The organism is Roseinatronobacter sp. NSM (genome assembly GCF_052379845.1).
In the GTDB taxonomy this organism is placed as follows: Bacteria; Pseudomonadota; Alphaproteobacteria; order Rhodobacterales; family Rhodobacteraceae; genus Roseinatronobacter.
The window spans coordinates 34,364-51,002 of the sequence record NZ_JBQTCF010000022.1; the positions used below are offsets into that span (position 1 = coordinate 34,364).

The 16,639-nt window shown below is 60.0% G+C and carries 12 protein-coding genes; 7 read left to right on the forward strand and 5 right to left on the reverse strand.

Annotation, left to right across the window (positions count from 1 at the left end):
- Positions 1-3: 3 nt before the first annotated feature.
- Genes ACTZWY_RS12785 through cysG form a run of 7 tightly spaced genes read left to right on the forward strand, consistent with a single transcriptional unit; the run spans position 4 to position 10,515 of the window.
- Positions 4-1,074 carry an ABC transporter permease gene (locus tag ACTZWY_RS12785; protein WP_444791102.1) on the forward strand — a complete coding sequence of 357 codons (1,071 nt, stop codon included), beginning with the start codon at positions 4-6 and terminating at the stop codon, positions 1,072-1,074.
- Positions 1,075-1,079: 5 nt separating this feature from the next.
- Positions 1,080-2,741: an ABC transporter ATP-binding protein gene (locus tag ACTZWY_RS12790; protein WP_444791103.1), complete on the forward strand. Its 1,662-nt coding sequence runs from the start codon at positions 1,080-1,082 to the stop codon at positions 2,739-2,741.
- Positions 2,741-5,182, forward strand: a complete 2,442-nt coding sequence (nirB, locus tag ACTZWY_RS12795) for a nitrite reductase large subunit NirB (RefSeq protein ID WP_444791104.1) — start codon at positions 2,741-2,743, stop codon at positions 5,180-5,182. The genes ACTZWY_RS12790 and nirB overlap by 1 nt, the downstream gene beginning before the upstream one ends.
- The gene (gene nirD / locus ACTZWY_RS12800; protein WP_444791105.1) at positions 5,179-5,511 is read left to right on the forward strand and encodes a nitrite reductase small subunit NirD; all 333 of its coding nucleotides are present in this window, start codon (positions 5,179-5,181) and stop codon (positions 5,509-5,511) included. The genes nirB and nirD overlap by 4 nt, the downstream gene beginning before the upstream one ends.
- Positions 5,508-8,108, forward strand: a complete 2,601-nt coding sequence (locus ACTZWY_RS12805; RefSeq protein ID WP_444791106.1) for a molybdopterin-dependent oxidoreductase — start codon at positions 5,508-5,510, stop codon at positions 8,106-8,108. Before nirD ends, ACTZWY_RS12805 begins: the two co-directional genes overlap by 4 nt.
- Entirely contained in the window at positions 8,105-9,097 is a 993-nt protein-coding gene (locus ACTZWY_RS12810; protein ID WP_444791107.1) for a glycosyl transferase family protein, read from the forward strand. Before ACTZWY_RS12805 ends, ACTZWY_RS12810 begins: the two co-directional genes overlap by 4 nt.
- Positions 9,094-10,515 (forward strand): siroheme synthase CysG, encoded by a 1,422-nt coding sequence (gene cysG, locus ACTZWY_RS12815; protein WP_444791108.1) that lies wholly within the window; start codon positions 9,094-9,096, stop codon positions 10,513-10,515. The genes ACTZWY_RS12810 and cysG overlap by 4 nt, the downstream gene beginning before the upstream one ends.
- 316 nt (positions 10,516-10,831) lie before the next feature.
- Here the strand turns inward: cysG and ACTZWY_RS12820 are convergent, their stop codons facing one another.
- The 5 genes from ACTZWY_RS12820 to ACTZWY_RS12840 all read right to left on the reverse strand — a co-directional run bounded on the left by ACTZWY_RS12820 (position 10,832) and on the right by ACTZWY_RS12840 (position 16,538).
- Positions 10,832-11,806 (reverse strand): DctP family TRAP transporter solute-binding subunit, encoded by a 975-nt coding sequence (locus ACTZWY_RS12820; RefSeq protein WP_444791109.1) that lies wholly within the window; start codon positions 11,804-11,806, stop codon positions 10,832-10,834.
- A 21-nt stretch (positions 11,807-11,827) separates the two neighbouring features.
- Positions 11,828-13,108, reverse strand: a complete 1,281-nt coding sequence (locus ACTZWY_RS12825) for a TRAP transporter large permease subunit (RefSeq protein ID WP_444791110.1) — start codon at positions 13,106-13,108, stop codon at positions 11,828-11,830.
- Complete coding sequence (locus ACTZWY_RS12830) at positions 13,105-13,599, reverse strand: TRAP transporter small permease (protein ID WP_444791111.1); 495 nt, start codon at positions 13,597-13,599, stop codon at positions 13,105-13,107. The genes ACTZWY_RS12825 and ACTZWY_RS12830 overlap by 4 nt, the downstream gene beginning before the upstream one ends.
- A 954-nt stretch (positions 13,600-14,553) precedes the next feature.
- Positions 14,554-15,591 carry an L-idonate 5-dehydrogenase gene (locus tag ACTZWY_RS12835; protein ID WP_444791112.1) on the reverse strand — a complete coding sequence of 346 codons (1,038 nt, stop codon included), beginning with the start codon at positions 15,589-15,591 and terminating at the stop codon, positions 14,554-14,556.
- A complete protein-coding gene (locus tag ACTZWY_RS12840) occupies positions 15,588-16,538 on the reverse strand; it encodes a 2-hydroxyacid dehydrogenase (protein WP_444791113.1) in 951 nt (316 codons plus the stop codon). Before ACTZWY_RS12840 ends, ACTZWY_RS12835 begins: the two co-directional genes overlap by 4 nt.
- Between the last annotated feature and the right edge of the window lie 101 nt (positions 16,539-16,639).

Below are 16,639 nucleotides of genomic sequence, written 5' to 3' on the forward strand. Positions count from 1 at the left end.
GATATGACTGCAATCGAGCCGACCCAACTTCAAGCCGAACGCCGTGCACGGCTGTTCACAAGGATCAACAAGCTGGATGGCTGGTTCAAGGTTCTGGGCCTGTCCTTCATGACACCGCTGTTACGCGCAGCCGCGGGCGACAATCCCAAGGCGCAGGTCAAGCAGATTTGGCAGCTGTTGGGCGTGCCGGTTCTGGCGATCATCGGGTTTCTGCTGCTCTGGGGCAATCTGGCCCCGCGTGTGGAAACCTCGCTTGGTGCTATTCCCGGTCCTGTTCAGGTCTGGGAGCAGGCTAAGGTGCTGCATGGTGACCATCTGGCAGAGCGCGAGCGCCAGTCCGCGTTTCTGGAACGTCAGGCCGCGCGCAATGCCGAACTGATCGCCGCCGGACAGGAAGATCGTGTGCGCGAACGCGTCTATACCGGGTCGCCCACCTATTACGACCAGATATGGACTTCTGTTCAGACCGTGTTCTTCGGCTTTCTGATCGCGACCACTGTCGCGGTGCCGCTGGGTATTGCGGCGGGCCTGTCGCCCACCACCAATGCTGCGCTAAACCCGTTGATCCAGATCTTCAAACCGGTCAGTCCACTGGCATGGCTGCCGATCGTGACGATGGTCGTGTCGGCGGTCTATGTCACGCAGGACGGCATGTTCTCGCGCTCGTTCCTGACCTCGGCAATAACGGTTACGCTGTGCTCGCTTTGGCCCACGCTGATCAACACGGCACTGGGTGTGGCCAGCATCGACCGCGACCTGATTTCTGTCAGTCGCGTGCTGAAGCTGAACACATGGACCAAGATCACGCGGCTGGTGCTGCCATCGGCCCTGCCGCTGATCTTCACGGGCCTGCGCTTGTCGCTGGGCGTGGGCTGGATGGTGCTGATCGCGGCGGAAATGCTGGCCCAGAACCCTGGCCTGGGCAAATTTGTCTGGGACCAGTTCCAGAACGGATCCTCCAGCAGCTTGGCGGCGATTATGGTGGCGGTGCTGACCATCGGCATCATCGGCTTTCTGCTGGACCGGCTGATGTATGCGCTGCAATCGCTTTTCACCTTCTCGAATAATCGGTGAGCACCATGACAATTCTGGAATTCAAAAACGTTTGCAAGGGTTTCGGCACTGGGTTGGACCGTGAGGAGGTTTTGAAAAATATCACGCTCTCGGTGGAAGAAGGCGAGTTCCTGGCGATCCTCGGTTTTTCCGGCACCGGCAAGACCACGCTGATCAACCAGATCGCGGGACTCGCGCAACCCGATAGCGGGCAGGTGCTGTTCAAGGGCAAGCCCATCACCGGGCCGGGGCCAGAGCGGGGGCTGGTGTTTCAGTCCTATTCGCTTATGCCGTGGCTGACTGTTGCGGGCAATGTCGCGCTGGCGGTGGATGCCGTGCACAAATCCGCCAGCCGGGCTGAACGCGCCGCCATGGTGGACAAGTTCATCGCGATGGTGGGCCTTAGCCACGCCAAGGGCCGCCGTCCGGCGGAATTGTCGGGCGGAATGCGCCAGCGCGTGTCAGTGGCCCGCGCCTTGGCCATGAACCCCGAAGTGCTGCTGCTCGATGAGCCACTTTCCGCGCTGGACGCGCTGACCCGCGCCAACCTGCAAGATGAGATCACAGAAATCTGGCAGGCCGATCAGAAAACCGTGGTGCTGATTACCAATGACGTGGATGAAGCGCTTTTGCTGGCGGACCGGATCATTCCGCTGAACCCGGACGGCACGCTGGGTGCGGCGTTTACGGTTTCCATCCCGCGCCCGCGCGTGCGCACCGCTATGAACAATGACCCCTGTTTCAAGAAACTGCGCGCTGATATCACCAAATACCTGATGGATGTGGGCATTGCCGCCAAGGTGGCAGAAACGCGCGTGCTGCCACAGGTCACGCCCATTCACGGTGCCCCCAAAGCCTATGCAGAGGCCGCGAAAAGCCCGCTGGCCGACAAGTATCTGGAATTCTCGCAACTGTCCAAGGTGTATCCCACGCCGGAAGGACCGCTGACCGTGGTCGACCGGTTCGATCTGAAAATGAAGAAGGGCGAATTCATCAGCCTGATCGGGCATTCGGGCTGCGGCAAATCTACCGTGCTGACCATGGCGGCCGGCTTGAACGAGATTTCGGGCGGTGCAATCAAGCTGGACGGTCTGGAAGTGCGCGGCGCGGACCCTGAACGCGCGGTGGTGTTTCAGGCGCCCAGCCTGTTTCCGTGGCTGACAGCCAAGGAAAACGTGGCCATGGGCGTGGACCGCGTCTATCCGCGCGCGTCGCGCGCCGAGCGGCAGGATGTTGTCGAATACTATCTGGAACGTGTTGGCTTGGGCGACAGCATGGACCGTCAGGCATCCGAGATGTCGAACGGCATGAAGCAGCGCGTGGGCATTGCCCGCGCCTTCGCATTGTCGCCCAAACTGTTGTTGCTGGATGAACCCTTCGGCATGCTGGACAGCCTGACGCGCTGGGAATTGCAGGAAGTGCTGATGGAAGTGTGGTCACGCACCAAAGTGACTGCGATTTGCGTGACCCATGACGTGGATGAAGCCATTCTTCTGGCCGACCGCGTGGTGATGATGACCAACGGCCCGCGCGCCCGCATCGGCAAGATTGTAGATGTGAACCTGCCCCGCCCGCGCACCCGCAAGGCGCTGCTGGAACACCCAGATTACTACAATTACCGCGCCGAGGTTCTGCAATTCCTGGAGGATTACGAACACGGCGCCCACAAGAAGAAGGAGGCCGCGTGATGAAACGCAAACTCGTCATCATCGGCGCGGGCATGGCCTCGGGGCGGGTGCTGGATCACCTGCTGGCCGCCGATCCCGACGGCTGGGACATTACCGTGTTCAATGCCGAACCGCGCGGAAACTATAACCGCATCCTGCTCTCGCCGGTGCTGTCAGGCGAAAAGACCTATGCAGACATCGTCACCCACGACGATGGCTTCTACGCGCGCCACAATATCACCTGCCGTTTTGGGGAGGCTGTGGTCAAGATCGACCGCGCGCGCAAGATCGTCTATTCCAACGCAGGCGGCGCGCCCTATGACAGGCTGCTGATTGCCACGGGTTCTGCGCCCTTTATCCTTCCGGTTGCGGGCAAGGATTTGGCCGGTGTTGTAACCTACCGCGACATTGATGATACCAACGCGATGATGGCCGCCGCAGATAAAGCCGGGGGCAGGGCTGTGGTCATCGGCGGCGGTCTGTTAGGGCTGGAAGCGGCCGCAGGGCTGAAGGCGCGCGGCATGGAGGTGACGGTCATTCACCTGATGGGCCACCTGATGGAACGCCAGCTTGACCCCGCCGCAGGCTATCTGCTGCAAAAGGATCTGGAGGCGCGCGGAATTGCCGTGCATTGCAAAGGGGCCACCAAGGCCATTCTGGGCAAGGACCATGTTGAAGCTGTGCTGCTGGAAGATGGAACTGTCTATCCTGCGGATATGGTGTGCATGGCGGTGGGCATTCGCCCCGAAACCCGCCTGGCCACGGATGCAGCCCTTGACGTGGCGCGCGGGATAACCGTGACCGACCAGATGGTGACATCGGACCCTGACATTCTGGCAGTTGGCGAATGCGTGGAACATGACGGCCAGCTTTTCGGCCTTGTCGCCCCGCTTTATGATCAGGCACGCGTGGTTGCGGCCACGCTTTTGGGGCAGGACGCGGCCTTTGCCCCTGTTCAGACAGCGACCAAGCTGAAAGTCACGGGTGTTGATCTGTTCAGCGCAGGCGATTTTGCGGATGGGGCAGGGCGCGAGGATGTTGTCTATCGTGACCCGGCGCGCGGTGTCTACAAGCGGCTGGTGATCGAGGATGACTGCCTGATGGGTGCGGTCATGTATGGCGATACCGCAGACGGGTCGTGGTTCTTCGGGCTTATCAAGGACGGCACCGATATTTCGGACATGCGCGACACCCTGATTTTCGGGCCTGCCTATCAGGGGGGGACCGGCGCGGACCCTTTGGCAGCCGTTGCAGCATTGCCGCCTGAGGCGGAGATTTGCGGCTGCAACGGCATTTGCAAGGGCACCATCGTTTCGGCGATCGAAGGGGGCGCGACGACCCTTGCCGATATCAAAGCACACACCAAGGCCAGCGCGTCTTGTGGCACCTGCTCGGGGCTGGTGGAACAGGTTCTGGCCAGCACCCTGGGCGACGCATTCCAGATGCCTGCTGCCCAGCCCATATGCGGTTGCACCGATCTGACACATGAGGATGTGCGCCGCCTGATCAAGGCGCGCGCGCTGAAATCCATGCCGGCTGTCATGCAGGAACTGGGCTGGAAAACATCCTGCGGGTGCCATGTCTGCCGCCCAGCGCTGAATTTCTACCTGCTGGCCGATTGGCCCGAAGATTACACCGATGACGCGCAAAGCCGTTTCGTCAATGAACGCAACCACGCCAATATCCAGAAGGACGGCACCTATTCGGTCGTCCCGCGCATGTGGGGCGGCATGACCAACCCGCGCGAATTGCGCGCGATTGCGGATGCGGCGGATAAATACGCTATTCCGGCGGTGAAGGTCACGGGCGGGCAGCGCATTGACCTGCTGGGCGTGCGCAAGGAAGACCTGCCGCATATCTGGGCTGATCTGAACGAGGCGGGGCTGGTCAGTGGCCACGCCTATTCCAAAGGGCTGCGCACGGTCAAAACCTGCGTGGGCACGGATTTCTGCCGTTTCGGCACACAAGACAGCACGGGGCTTGGGATCAAGCTGGAACAGCGACTTTGGGGGTCATGGACCCCGCATAAGGTGAAGCTGGCGGTTTCAGGCTGCCCGCGCAATTGCGCCGAGGCGACCTGCAAGGATGTGGGCATCATTTCCGTCGAGAGCGGGTATGAAATCGGTGTTGGTGGCGCGGCTGGTATGGACCTGAAAGAGGTCGAGCGTCTGGCCAAAGTTACAAGTGAGCAAGAGGCTATCGATCTGACCGTTGCCTTCATCCAGCTTTACCGCGAACACGCCAAATATCTGGACCGGCCCTATAAATGGCTGGCCAAGGTGGGGCTGGAATGGGTGCAGGCGCAGGTGGTCGAGGATACGGCCAACCGCGCCGCGCTGATTGCGCGCTTCGATCTGTCGCAATCCATCTACCAACGTGACCCATGGGCGGACCGCGCAACCCCACAGGCACAGGCGGATTTTGCCCCGCTTGCCGATCTGACACAGGAGGCGGCGCAATGAGCTGGCTGGATATCGGCGCATTGAACGACATCCCCCAGCGCGGGGCACGACTGGTCAAAACAATGCATGGGTGTGTTGCCGTGTTTCGCACCGGCGATGATCAGGTCTTCGCTATTGATGACCGTTGCCCGCACAAGGGCGGGCCGCTGTCCGAAGGGATCGTGCATGGCCATGCGGTGACTTGTCCGCTGCATAACTGGGTGTTTTCGCTGGAAAGCGGCATTGCACAGGGCGCGGATGACGGGGCCGTGGCCACTTACCCCGCGCGGGTCGAGGGCGGGCGCATTCTGCTGGATGCCAAGCGCCTGATCCGGGGGGCAGCAGCATGAGCACTGTGCGCACCACCTGCCCATATTGCGGCGTGGGCTGCGGGGTGCTGATGGCCCCGGACGGGCAGGGGGGCGCAACAGTCAAAGGCGACCCCGACCATCCGGCGAATTACGGACGGCTGTGTTCCAAGGGCACGGCGCTGGGCGAAACGCTGGGGCTGGACGGGCGCATCCTGTCACCCGTTGTGGATGGCAAGCCCGCGACATGGGACGCGGCGCTTGATCTGGTGGCCCAGCGCTTTCAATCAGCGATCCGCGACCACGGCCCGGATTCGGTGGCTTTTTACCTCTCGGGCCAGATGCTGACCGAGGATTATTACGCCGCCAACAAGCTGATAAAAGGCTATTTCGGCACCGCGAATGTGGACACCAACTCGCGGTTGTGCATGGCGTCCTCGGTCGCGGGTCATAAACGCGCGTTCGGGGCCGATACTGTGCCGGGGACGTATGACGATCTGGATCAAGCCGATCTGGTGGTGCTGGTGGGCAGTAACCTCGCATGGTGCCATCCGGTGCTGTATCAGCGGCTGGTTGCGGCAAAGAAGGCGCGTGGCACCAAAGTTGTTGTGGTGGACCCGCGCCGCACGGCAACCTGCGATATCGCGGACCTGCATCTGGCGCTGGCCCCCGGCTCTGATGCGGCGCTCTTCAACGCGCTGCTGGTGGCCTTGGCGGATCGCGGGGCAGTCGACACCGAGTATGTGGCGCGCCATGTCAGCGGGTTCGAGGATGCGCTTGCAGCCGCGCGTGCAAGCGATCCCGCCCTGACCGGGCTTGCAGACCAAGATATCGCGCAATTCCTGACTTGGTTCACCACGACCGAGCGGGTGGTGACGGTCTATTCCCAAGGGATCAACCAATCCTCCAGTGGGACAGACAAGGTCAATGCGATCCTGAATTGTCATTTGGCGACAGGCCGCATTGGACGTCCCGGAACGGGACCATTTAGCGTGACCGGTCAGCCCAACGCGATGGGCGGGCGCGAGGTGGGGGGCTTGGCCAATATGCTGGCCTGTCATCTGGATATTGAAAGCCCCGCTCACCGCGCGGCGGTTCAGGGGTTCTGGGCCAGCCCGGCCATGCCGGAGCAACCGGGCCTGAAAGCGGTTGAGATGTTCCGCGCGGTGGCCCAAGGCCAGATCAAGGCATTGTGGATCATCCACACCAACCCGGCCGTGTCGATGCCTGATGCTGATGCGGTCGCGGCGGCGATCAAAGGCTGTGATTTCGTGGTGGTCAGCGATGTGACCCACACTGACACCACACGACTGGCCGATGTGATCCTGCCCGCGACCGCATGGGGCGAAAAATCCGGCACTGTTACCAATTCCGACCGCATGATCAGCCGCCAGCGTTCATTCCTGCCCGCGCCGGGGCAGGCGCGGGACGATTGGCGCATGATCGCAGATGTCGCCGCGCGCATGGGCTGGGGCGCAGCTTTCGATTGGGCCAGTGCGGCAGAAGTGTTCGCGGAATATGCCGCGCTGTCTGGCATTGCGGGCGATCTGGGCCGCGATTTCGACATCTCGGAACTGGCAAAGGCCGATTACGATGCGCTGCCCCCGACCCGCTGGCCCGTCAGCGCGCGGCAAAAGGGGGGGCGGTTCTTCGCGCAGGGTGGGTTTTTCACCCCGGACGCACGCGCGCGTATGCTGCCTATTACACCGCGTATGCCCGTGGCGCAGGCCGCGCCGCGCTACCCGTTCCGCCTGAATACGGGGCGCGTGCGCGACCACTGGCATACGATGACCCGCACGGCATTGGCACCGCGCTTGAACCAGCACATCGCCGAGCCGTTCGTTGAAATCCACCCAGATGATGCGGCGGGGCTTGGTCTTGGCCCGGCAACATTGGCCCGCGTCACCAGCCCGCAGGGCCGCGCAATCTTGCGCGTGGCGATCACCGACCGCGTGCAGCGCGGTCATGTTTTCGCGCCAATGCACTGGACCGGCGACACGGCACCGACGGGCCGCGTGGATGCGCTGGTCGCGGCCGTAACAGACCCGGTGTCCGGCCAGCCCGAAAGCAAAGCCGCCGTTGTTGCCATCACGCCGTTGAACCCCGCGTGGTATGGGTTCGCGGTTTCTGTTGATGCGCAGGCCCCCGAGGCGGCCTATTGGGCGCGCGCGCGCCATGCGGGCGGCTGGCGCAGCGAATTGGCCGGTATGGAGCCGCCTGCCAATTGGGAGGGCTATGCCCGCGGGTTGTTCAACCTGCCCGACGCCATTTGCCTGAGCGTCGAGGACCGCGTGCGCGGCACCCACCGGCTGGCGCTGATGCAAGACGGGCGCACGCTGGCGGCGCTGTTCATCGCGCCAGATCCTGTGCAGCTTGCGCGCGGGCATCTGGCCGCACAGGTGGGCCAGCCCGGCGCTGCATTGCTGGCCGGGCGTCCGGGGGGCGGCATGGTCGATCCCGGCCCTACAGTTTGCGCTTGCCTGAATGTGGGGCTGAACACCATCACGGCCGCGATTGCGGCGCAACGCCTGACCACGGTTGAGCAGATCGGTGCAGCGCTGCAAGCTGGCACATCCTGCGGGTCTTGCAAGCCTGAACTGGCCGCCCTTCTGGCCGGACGGCTGGAGGCAGCAGAATGACCCTTGCGCCATATATCCACGCTATGGGGCGCGGGCCGGGGCGCGCGCGCAATCTGACAGGGGCAGAGGCCGAGGAAGCCATGCGCCTGATCCTTTTGGGCAGGGCGGACCCCCATGCGATTGGCGCATTGTTGATGTTGATGCGCTATCGCGGCGAAACACCGCCCGAGATTGCCGGCTTTGCACAGGCCCTTCGGGCCAGCCTGCCGCCGCTGCCGCAGGTCGATCTGGACTGGCCCAGCTATGCCGCCGGGCGCACACGCGGCCTGCCGTGGTTCCTGCTTGCGGCACGGCTGTTGGCCCAAAGCGGCGCGCGGGTGTTGCTGCATGGCTGGAATTCGCACCAGTCCGAAAGGGCAGATGTGCGCAGCATGCTGGCCCATGCCGGGATCGCGCGCGCCGACAGCGCCGCACATGCCGCGCGCGTGCTGGACCGCGATGGTATAGCCTATCTGCCGCTGGAATGCTTCGCCCCCCGCGCGCTGGAGCTGTTGCGCCTGCGCGAGGTTTTCGGCCTGCGGTCTTGCATAAACACAGTTTGCCGCGTGCTGAACCCCGCGCAGGCAACGGCAGCGGTGCAAGGCGTGTTCCATCCGCCCTATCGCCCCTTGCAGCAAGCGGCGTGCAAAATCCTTGGGCAACAGAACCTGTGCATCCTGAAAGGCGGTGGTGGCGAATTCGAGCGCAACCCCGGTAAGGATGCGCAGTTATTCCAGCTAGAGAGTGGCGCGCCGTTGGAAACGCTGTTGCCGCCCTTGCTGCCAGAGGCGCGCAAACTTGCCGATGCCAGCTATCCGCCACGGGCGTTGGACGCGCTGTGGGACGGCACGCTGCATGATCAATTTGCAGAAAGCATCGTCACAGGCACGGCCACCGCCGCACTGATCGCTCTGGGCCATGCGCCCCAAGCCGCGCACGCGCTTGCAAACGATCTTTGGGCCAGACGCTTCACCCATCCCCAAGCCACCGCAAGGAGCCTGATCTCATGAAAACCTTTCCCATGTTCCTGCAAATGGCTGGACGTCATGTGGTGATCGTCGGCGGTGGCGAACAGGCTGCACAAAAGGCGCGGCTTATTCTGAAAACCGAAGCCCGGATTGTGCTTGTTGCGCCTGAACTGGATGCGGAACTCTCTGCGCTGGTCGCCCAAGGGCGCGCCACGCAAGTAAGCGATTTGTCGGTTGGCGTGTTCCGCGAGGCCGCATTGGTTTTTGTCGCCACCGGCTGTGTCGGCCTGGATTACGCCGCGCATGCGCTGGCCAAGGAAGCGGGTGCGCTGGTCAATGTCGTGGACCGCCCCGCGCTATGCGATGCGACCACGCCTTCAATCGTGGACCGCGACCCCGTCGTTGTGGCGATCTCGACTGAAGGAACCGCGCCGGTTCTGGCGCGGCAGATCAAGTCGAAGATGGAAATGCTTCTGGAACCGGCGCTGGGCGATCTGGCCGCGCTGGCCGGTCGGTTGCGGCCCGAAGTTGCCCAACGCATTCCGCAACGCGCGCGGCGGTTCTTCTGGGACTGGGTGTTCAATGGCCCGCCGCGCCAAGCCATGGCCCGCGGGGCCGAACGGGACGCGGCGACCTTGGTCAAGGATGCGCTTGCCGTTGGCTGCACGCCTGCAGTGCAAGGTGCCATTGCACTTGTGGGGGCAGGCCCGGGGGCGGCGGATTTGCTGACCCTTCGCGCATTGCGACTGCTGCAAGAGGCAGATGTGATCTACTATGATCGCCTTGTGGATCCGGGTGTTTTGGAGTTGGCCCGTCGTGATGCCGAGCGCGTCTTCGTTGGCAAGGAAGTGGGGGCATGCGCCTGGCCGCAAGATCGGATCAACGCAGTGATCGTGGCAGCCGCGCGGCAAGGAAAGAAAGTGGTCCGCCTGAAGTCTGGTGATCCGGGTATTTTTGGCCGTCTGACCGAAGAGCTGAGGGCGGCGCAGGATGCCGACATTCCGATCCAGATCGTACCGGGCGTGACCGCTGCAAGTTGTGCTGCCGCCAGCCTTGGTCGCGGGCTGACCGAGCGGGGGATGACAGACCGCCTTATGTTGGCGACGGCGGCATGCAAGCCGGGTGATCCAGAGCCTGATTGGGCGCAGATGCTTCAGCCCGGCACATCCCTTGCCATTTACATGGGCGTGCGGCAGGCCCATTCGATTACGCAGTCGCTTCGGGCAGCCCGCGTTCCAATGTCACTGGAGGTCGAGATTGTGAGCCAAGCCTCGACGCCGCGTGAAAAAATCACCCGTTGCCAGTTAGAATCGTTGGCGGAAACCATCCACGATGAGAAGGTCGAAAACCCGGCCGTAATTCTGGTTAAGTGGCCAAAAGAGGCGCCAGACCGGAAACATCAGGAAATCCCGCCTGACCGCATCATGCGCATGGAACAGGCGCTATGCTTCGCCAAATGATATGCAAAGCCGAGGTCATTCAGCGATGCCAAATGGTCTTCTGCGCCGAACGGCGAGGTGCTGCCCCGGTTTGTTGAAGTTCTCGTCTCAGCTTTGTCAGTCTCAACACATCTGTGTGGTGGCCCAGCATTCTAGCAGTCATATCAAGGTCACCGTTGGAAAAGCGCATATTAAAGAGTGTCGCGTTTATTCGCATTCACGCGACCCACTCTAACCTTATGCTTTCGCGTGTCTTTTTTCGAAAAACCGGTTCCCACTTTTGCGCGACATGCTCTGAAAAGGGCAGCCTAAGCTGCCCCGCTAATCCTTGGCTGTGTTATCGTTGCAGCGCCAATATGGCTTCGACCTCTGCGTTTCCATTCTCAGATATGAACGCATCCCAGACTGAAGTGATCGCGGCCTGAAAGGCTGCTGCATCGACGTCATCGTTAACGGACATGCCGCGGCTCTCCAATTCGGCAATCATGTTTGCTTCATTGTCCGCAGCAAGTTGTCGCTGCATCGCAACGGCTTCTGCCGCAACTTCGCTGATGATCACTTGCTCGCTCTCATCAAGACCGTTGAAGCGGTTTTGATTCATCATCAGGCCCAATGCAGAATAAGCGTGATTTGTCATTGTCAGATATTGCTGCACTTCGTCATACTTGAACGACAGAACGATCCCGACAGGGTGATCCTGCGCATCCACGACACCTGTTTCCAATGCTGTATAGAGTTCTGCGATCGGCAACTGGATAGGATTTGCGCCAAGGGTTGCAAACATGTCATTGAGAGCGCGCGAGTTGTTGGTGCGCATATTGATCCCAGCCAGATCATCCGGTACCCGGATTGGGCCGCGGCTGTTTGTCATGTTGCGATATCCATTCTCCGGAAAGCCCAAAACATGAAGTCCGGAAGAAGAAAACTTTGCAGCGATGCCCTGACCGATCTCACCGTCCAGCGCCTGATATGCGAGATCGCGTGTGGGGAACATAAAGGGCAGCTCGAATACCCCGGCAACCGGCACAAGACCCGTATAATTATTCAATCCGACAAGCACGATATCGATGATGCCAGAGCGCGCGCCATCGATCATGGCACTGTCATTCCCCAATTGGCCTTGCGGAAAGATCTGCACATTGATCGCGCCACCGCTACGCTCTTCGATTTGCTCTTTGAAGAATAGTGCCATTGTGTGCTGTACGTCCGCTTCAGCGACCGGATGAGCGAAGCGCAACGTTGTCTGTGCATTCGCTGTTAACGCTGCGATGGACATTGCCGAGGCCAGCCCAAGTGATTTCAAAAGGTTCATAGTCGTTTCCTCCCTTAGGTGTTATCCGCCAAGAATTCTGGCGGGGATCGTGATGATTTTTGGAAAGGCGATGAACAGTCCCATTAGCCCCACATAGGCAAGGATGAATGGCGCAACGCCTGTGATCGCAGTGCTGAGTTTGACCCGGCTGACACCGCAAACGACATTCAGCACATTGCCCACAGGCGGGGTCAGCAAACCGATCGAACAGTTCAGAATAAACATTAGCCCGAAATAAACAGGGTCTATCCCGGCCATCGTGACAACAGGCATAAGAAGTGGCACCAGGATCAGCACGGTCGGTGCAAGATCCATGACCATGCCGACCATCAGGACCAGAATCATGATTGTCAGCATCAGCATGCGCGGGCTTTCGACCAACGGACCAAGCAACACGGCCAGTTGCTGCGGCAGTTGGGCTATGGTTATCATCCATGCCGCAACCATAGCCGCACCGACCAAAAACATGACCATTGCCGTCGCGCGTGCGGACACAACCAGCGCCAGATACAACTGACGGAAGTCCATTTCGCGGTAGATAAGCATTGACACAAGGATCGCGTAGACAGCAGCAACCACTGCCGCTTCTGTAGGGGTAAAGGCACCGGTGCGAATGCCCCCAATGATAATAACAGGCAGCATCAGTGCCCAGACCCCTTCCTTAAGGGCCTTGCGGCGCTCCGGCCGGGTTGCTTTGGGCAATGTCGCAATATCTTCGCCTCGAATGACAATGGACCAGACAAGCATCAGGGTCAGGCCCATGACAAGTCCGGGAAATATCCCCGCCATGAACAGTTTTGCGATAGAGATATTGCCCGCCACCCCAACAAGAATAAGCGGCAATGATGGTGGAATGATCGGTGCAATAATCCCGCCAGATGCCAGCAGCCCAAGGCTGCGTCCTTCCGGATAGCCCGCATTGCGCATCATCGGATACAGGATGGACACAAGTGCGGCAGCGTCTGCGACGGCAGAACCGGAAAGTCCGGCCAACAAGATCGCCGTCAGAATCGCGACATATCCCAACCCGCCGCGCCGATGCCCCACAAGGGTCATTGCCATTCGAACAATACGATTGGACAATCCCCCCCGTGACATCACCTCGCCTGCAACAAGAAAGAACGGAATGGCCAGAAGCGGGAAACTGTCGACGCCGTTTATCAGTGCCTGCGCGAGTATGTCCGAGCTGAAAAGATTCATCTGCACCATCAGCGCGACGGCGGCCAGCAGCAATGCAAATGCGATAGGTAGCCCCGCAAGAATACCGATAAACAGCACCGCAAGGAACAAAAGAAGGATCATGTGTCGCCCTCTTCCATATCAAGGAAACGACTGACACCCATCGGATCAATCAGACGAATGACGGCAATAAAGCCCATCAGCACGGCTGAAACCGCGCCCGCCAGATAAAACAGTGCCGATGGCAGCCCTGTCAGTTGCGAGATGTTATTCCAGTTCGCACCGACCTGTTTCAATGTCCCCTGAAACAGCATGGCCACAGCGCCCAGCACAACCAGCCATGTCAGGCGCCGCAACACCTTAATGGCGCGCGGCGCAAATGTTTCTGCAAATTCACTGAGCGCAAGATGTTCGCCACGACGCAAGGTGACCGCTGCGCCAATCATGACGACCCAGACAAACAACAGGCGCGCCAATTCCACAGATTGTCGCATGCCCGAAGAAAATCCATAGCGCAGGACTACATTCGTGAAAACCATTGCGATCATCGCGGCCAGTAGCAGCGCCAGAAATACATCAATGCTCTTCCAGAAAAGCCGGATAAACCGCCACATTCCTGCTCTCCTCCCCAGAAGTCTGTTGCATTGCAACAGTGCCACAACAACGATATGATAACGATAACATAGCTGCAAGCAAAATTTCCTGCCTTGCGAATTTTCACCCCTGACCCGTCACACTGTGTCAGGGGGGGCAAGCAGATCGTCGCAAACCCGTTTACAGGCAGTGGCATGTTCCAGACACAATCGCGGCCCATCAAGCCCGTGCCTTTGCTGGCTGTTTACATGCAGATCAACGCCTGTATGACGCGCAATCGCCGGAAGATGGGGCGGTGCAATGCTGGTCCTATCAATTGCGGGATCTATATATCAGATGGCCTGAGGCGCGCATGCGCTATCATCGTGATCCGCCGTCCAGCCTCGTAAGCCATTGTCATCCGCTCGCGGAACGGCGCGGGGGGGGGGGGCGGAATATCCCGGCAGGGTTTGTCTAGCCGTGCAGGACTTCAACCAGCGACAGATCTGCCAGGTTGTGGTCCAACGCGGCTTGGGGCTGATGGCCGGATTTCCCAAACGGATGGACCAAAAGTTCTGTCTGTCGTGCACCTGCATCGCGGATTTCGGGCCTTGATGCGGTCCATCAGAAAGACGTGGATTTTGTTATATGCGGCAAGGTCGGTGCCGGTGTGGGCAATCCCGATCACCGGACGTCTACCGTGAACTGCACCGCGTGTATATGCCTGAGGGCAATACCGTTCCAGATAGAGCAGCGCTGCCATTCAAAGGTTATCGGGCTTGTTCATCATTTGGAGTGCCGCTGACTGCCCGCGCCACTACTTAGAGTATGTCGCGCAACATTGGGAACCGGTTTTGCGCCAAAAGACATGCGACATCATAAGGTTATAGTGTGTCGCGTGCATGCGGATCAACGCGACACACTCTAAAACCTAGCGCGACCATACGGCCAATCCGGCCCAATACACGAATCTGCCTTTTGTGACATGACGCGGATCACCCCTCCGAGAACACGATCTGTGCCTTCATCGCCTGGCTGCGATCCGAGGCAAGTTGGAACGCGACTTCCGCATCTGCCATTGGAACAGTCTGCGTGATAAGCGGCTTTACATCAATTAGCCCCTTCTGCATCAACCCAACGCCTGTTGCAAATTCTGCGTGAAATCGGAATGAACCGCGAAGATCAAGTTCCTTAGCGGTGATGGCCATCATCGGCAGATTCATATCGCCGCCCAGCCCCAGCTGCAGGATTACACCGCGCGGACGCAGCGCCCGGATCGCGCCAGCCAAAGCTTGCGCCGCCCCCGTGCATTCATAAAGCACATCGAAATAGCCCTTATCAGACGTATAGTCGTTCAGGGCATCAGGGGTATTGGCTATGTTCAATGCAACATCTGCCCCGCAGGCACGCGCCAAGTCCAAGGTGAAATCAGACAGGTCCGTTGCCACAATTTCAGCGGCACCTGAACGCCGCGCACATAGGATTGAGAGCACACCAATCGGGCCACAGCCTGTGACCAGCACGCGTTTTCCCATCATCTGGCCTGCGCGCGCCGTGGCATGAAGCGTCACGGCCAAGGGTTCGGCCATGGCCGCTTCACCTGCAGTCAATCCCGTTGCATCGACACATTGCGAGGCATCGGCAATCAGTTCCTCACGAAATGCGCCCTGAATATGGGGAAATGGCATGGCAGAGCCATAAAACTGCATATTCAGGCATTGATTGGGCAGCCCTTCGAAACAATAGGCGCATGCGCCGCAGGGGCGGCTGGGTGAAACCGACACAAGCTGGCCGACCGAAAATCCTGTCACGCCTGCGCCCAACTCCGCTACATAGGCCGACACCTCATGCCCAAGCACCATAGGTTCGCGCAGGCGCACAGCACCAAAACCGCCGTGGTTATAGTAATGCAGGTCCGACCCGCACACCCCACCTGAAGCTAGTCGCAGGCGCAATTGGCCGTTACCAAGCGGGGCTGTGGGAAAGGCTTCTATCCTTAGATCCCTTGCATCATGAATGACGATCGCTTTCATGTGTTAACCTGCGTCAGCAGCGGGCGGCCAGCGAAATGTGCCGCAAGATTATCGCGCAGCAATTGCCCCATTGCACGGCGCGTCTCGAACGTGCCGCTGGCATGGTGGGGCTGCAGCAGCACGTTGCTCAGCCGGGTAAAGCGAGGGTCGAGTGCTGGCTCGCCCTCGAGAACATCCAGCGCAGCGCCGCGCAAGCGGCCCTGTTCAAGCGCATCCAGAAGGGCGCGTTCATCTATATTCTGTGCGCGCGAGATATTGATCAGCAGCCCCTCTGCCCCCAACGCCTGCAGCACATCCGCATCCACAATATGATGGGTCTGTGGCGTGGCCGCCAGCGTTACAAACAAAACGTCAGATTGCGCTGCCAGCTGTTTTGCATCTGGAATATACTGCCATGAACCCGCTTCGGCGCGCGGGGTGCGAGTGGTATAGGAAATCTGCATGCCAAAGCCTTCAAGGCGCTGCGCAACTGCCATACCGATGCGCCCCAGCCCAAGGACACCCGCGCGCTTGGCGCATGCGCGATGCTGCAACGGAAAGCCGCCTTTGCGCGCCCAATCGCCCGACCGCGCCCACGCTTCCGCTGCGACAATGCCCCGCGACAGTGCAAGCCACATCCCAAGGGCAAGATCAGCGCAATCATCGGTCAGCACATCTGGGGTGTTTGTCACGGCGATACCGCGCGCCTCACAGGCCGCCAGATCGACCGCATCATAGCCTACACCGTAGACAGAAATCACTTTCAGCGCGGGACAGGCCGCAATTACATCGTCGCTTGCACCCAGATCTCCTCGGGTGGCAATGGCTTGTATTCCGGGCCCAACCTGCGCCAGAAAACTGGCCTTGTCAGTGGCGTCAAAATAACGATGTACTTCATAGGTGTCATTCAACGGTGTTTCATCCCATTCGGGAAGTGCGCCCATTTGCAGAATTTGTGGCTTCGTCATGAGACTATCCATTTCACTGAGAAAGTTTGGTGTTGACCTTGTATGATAACGATAACATAAACAAGGAGAAACTGGCTTGTCCAGCAGAAACACAGCGGAGG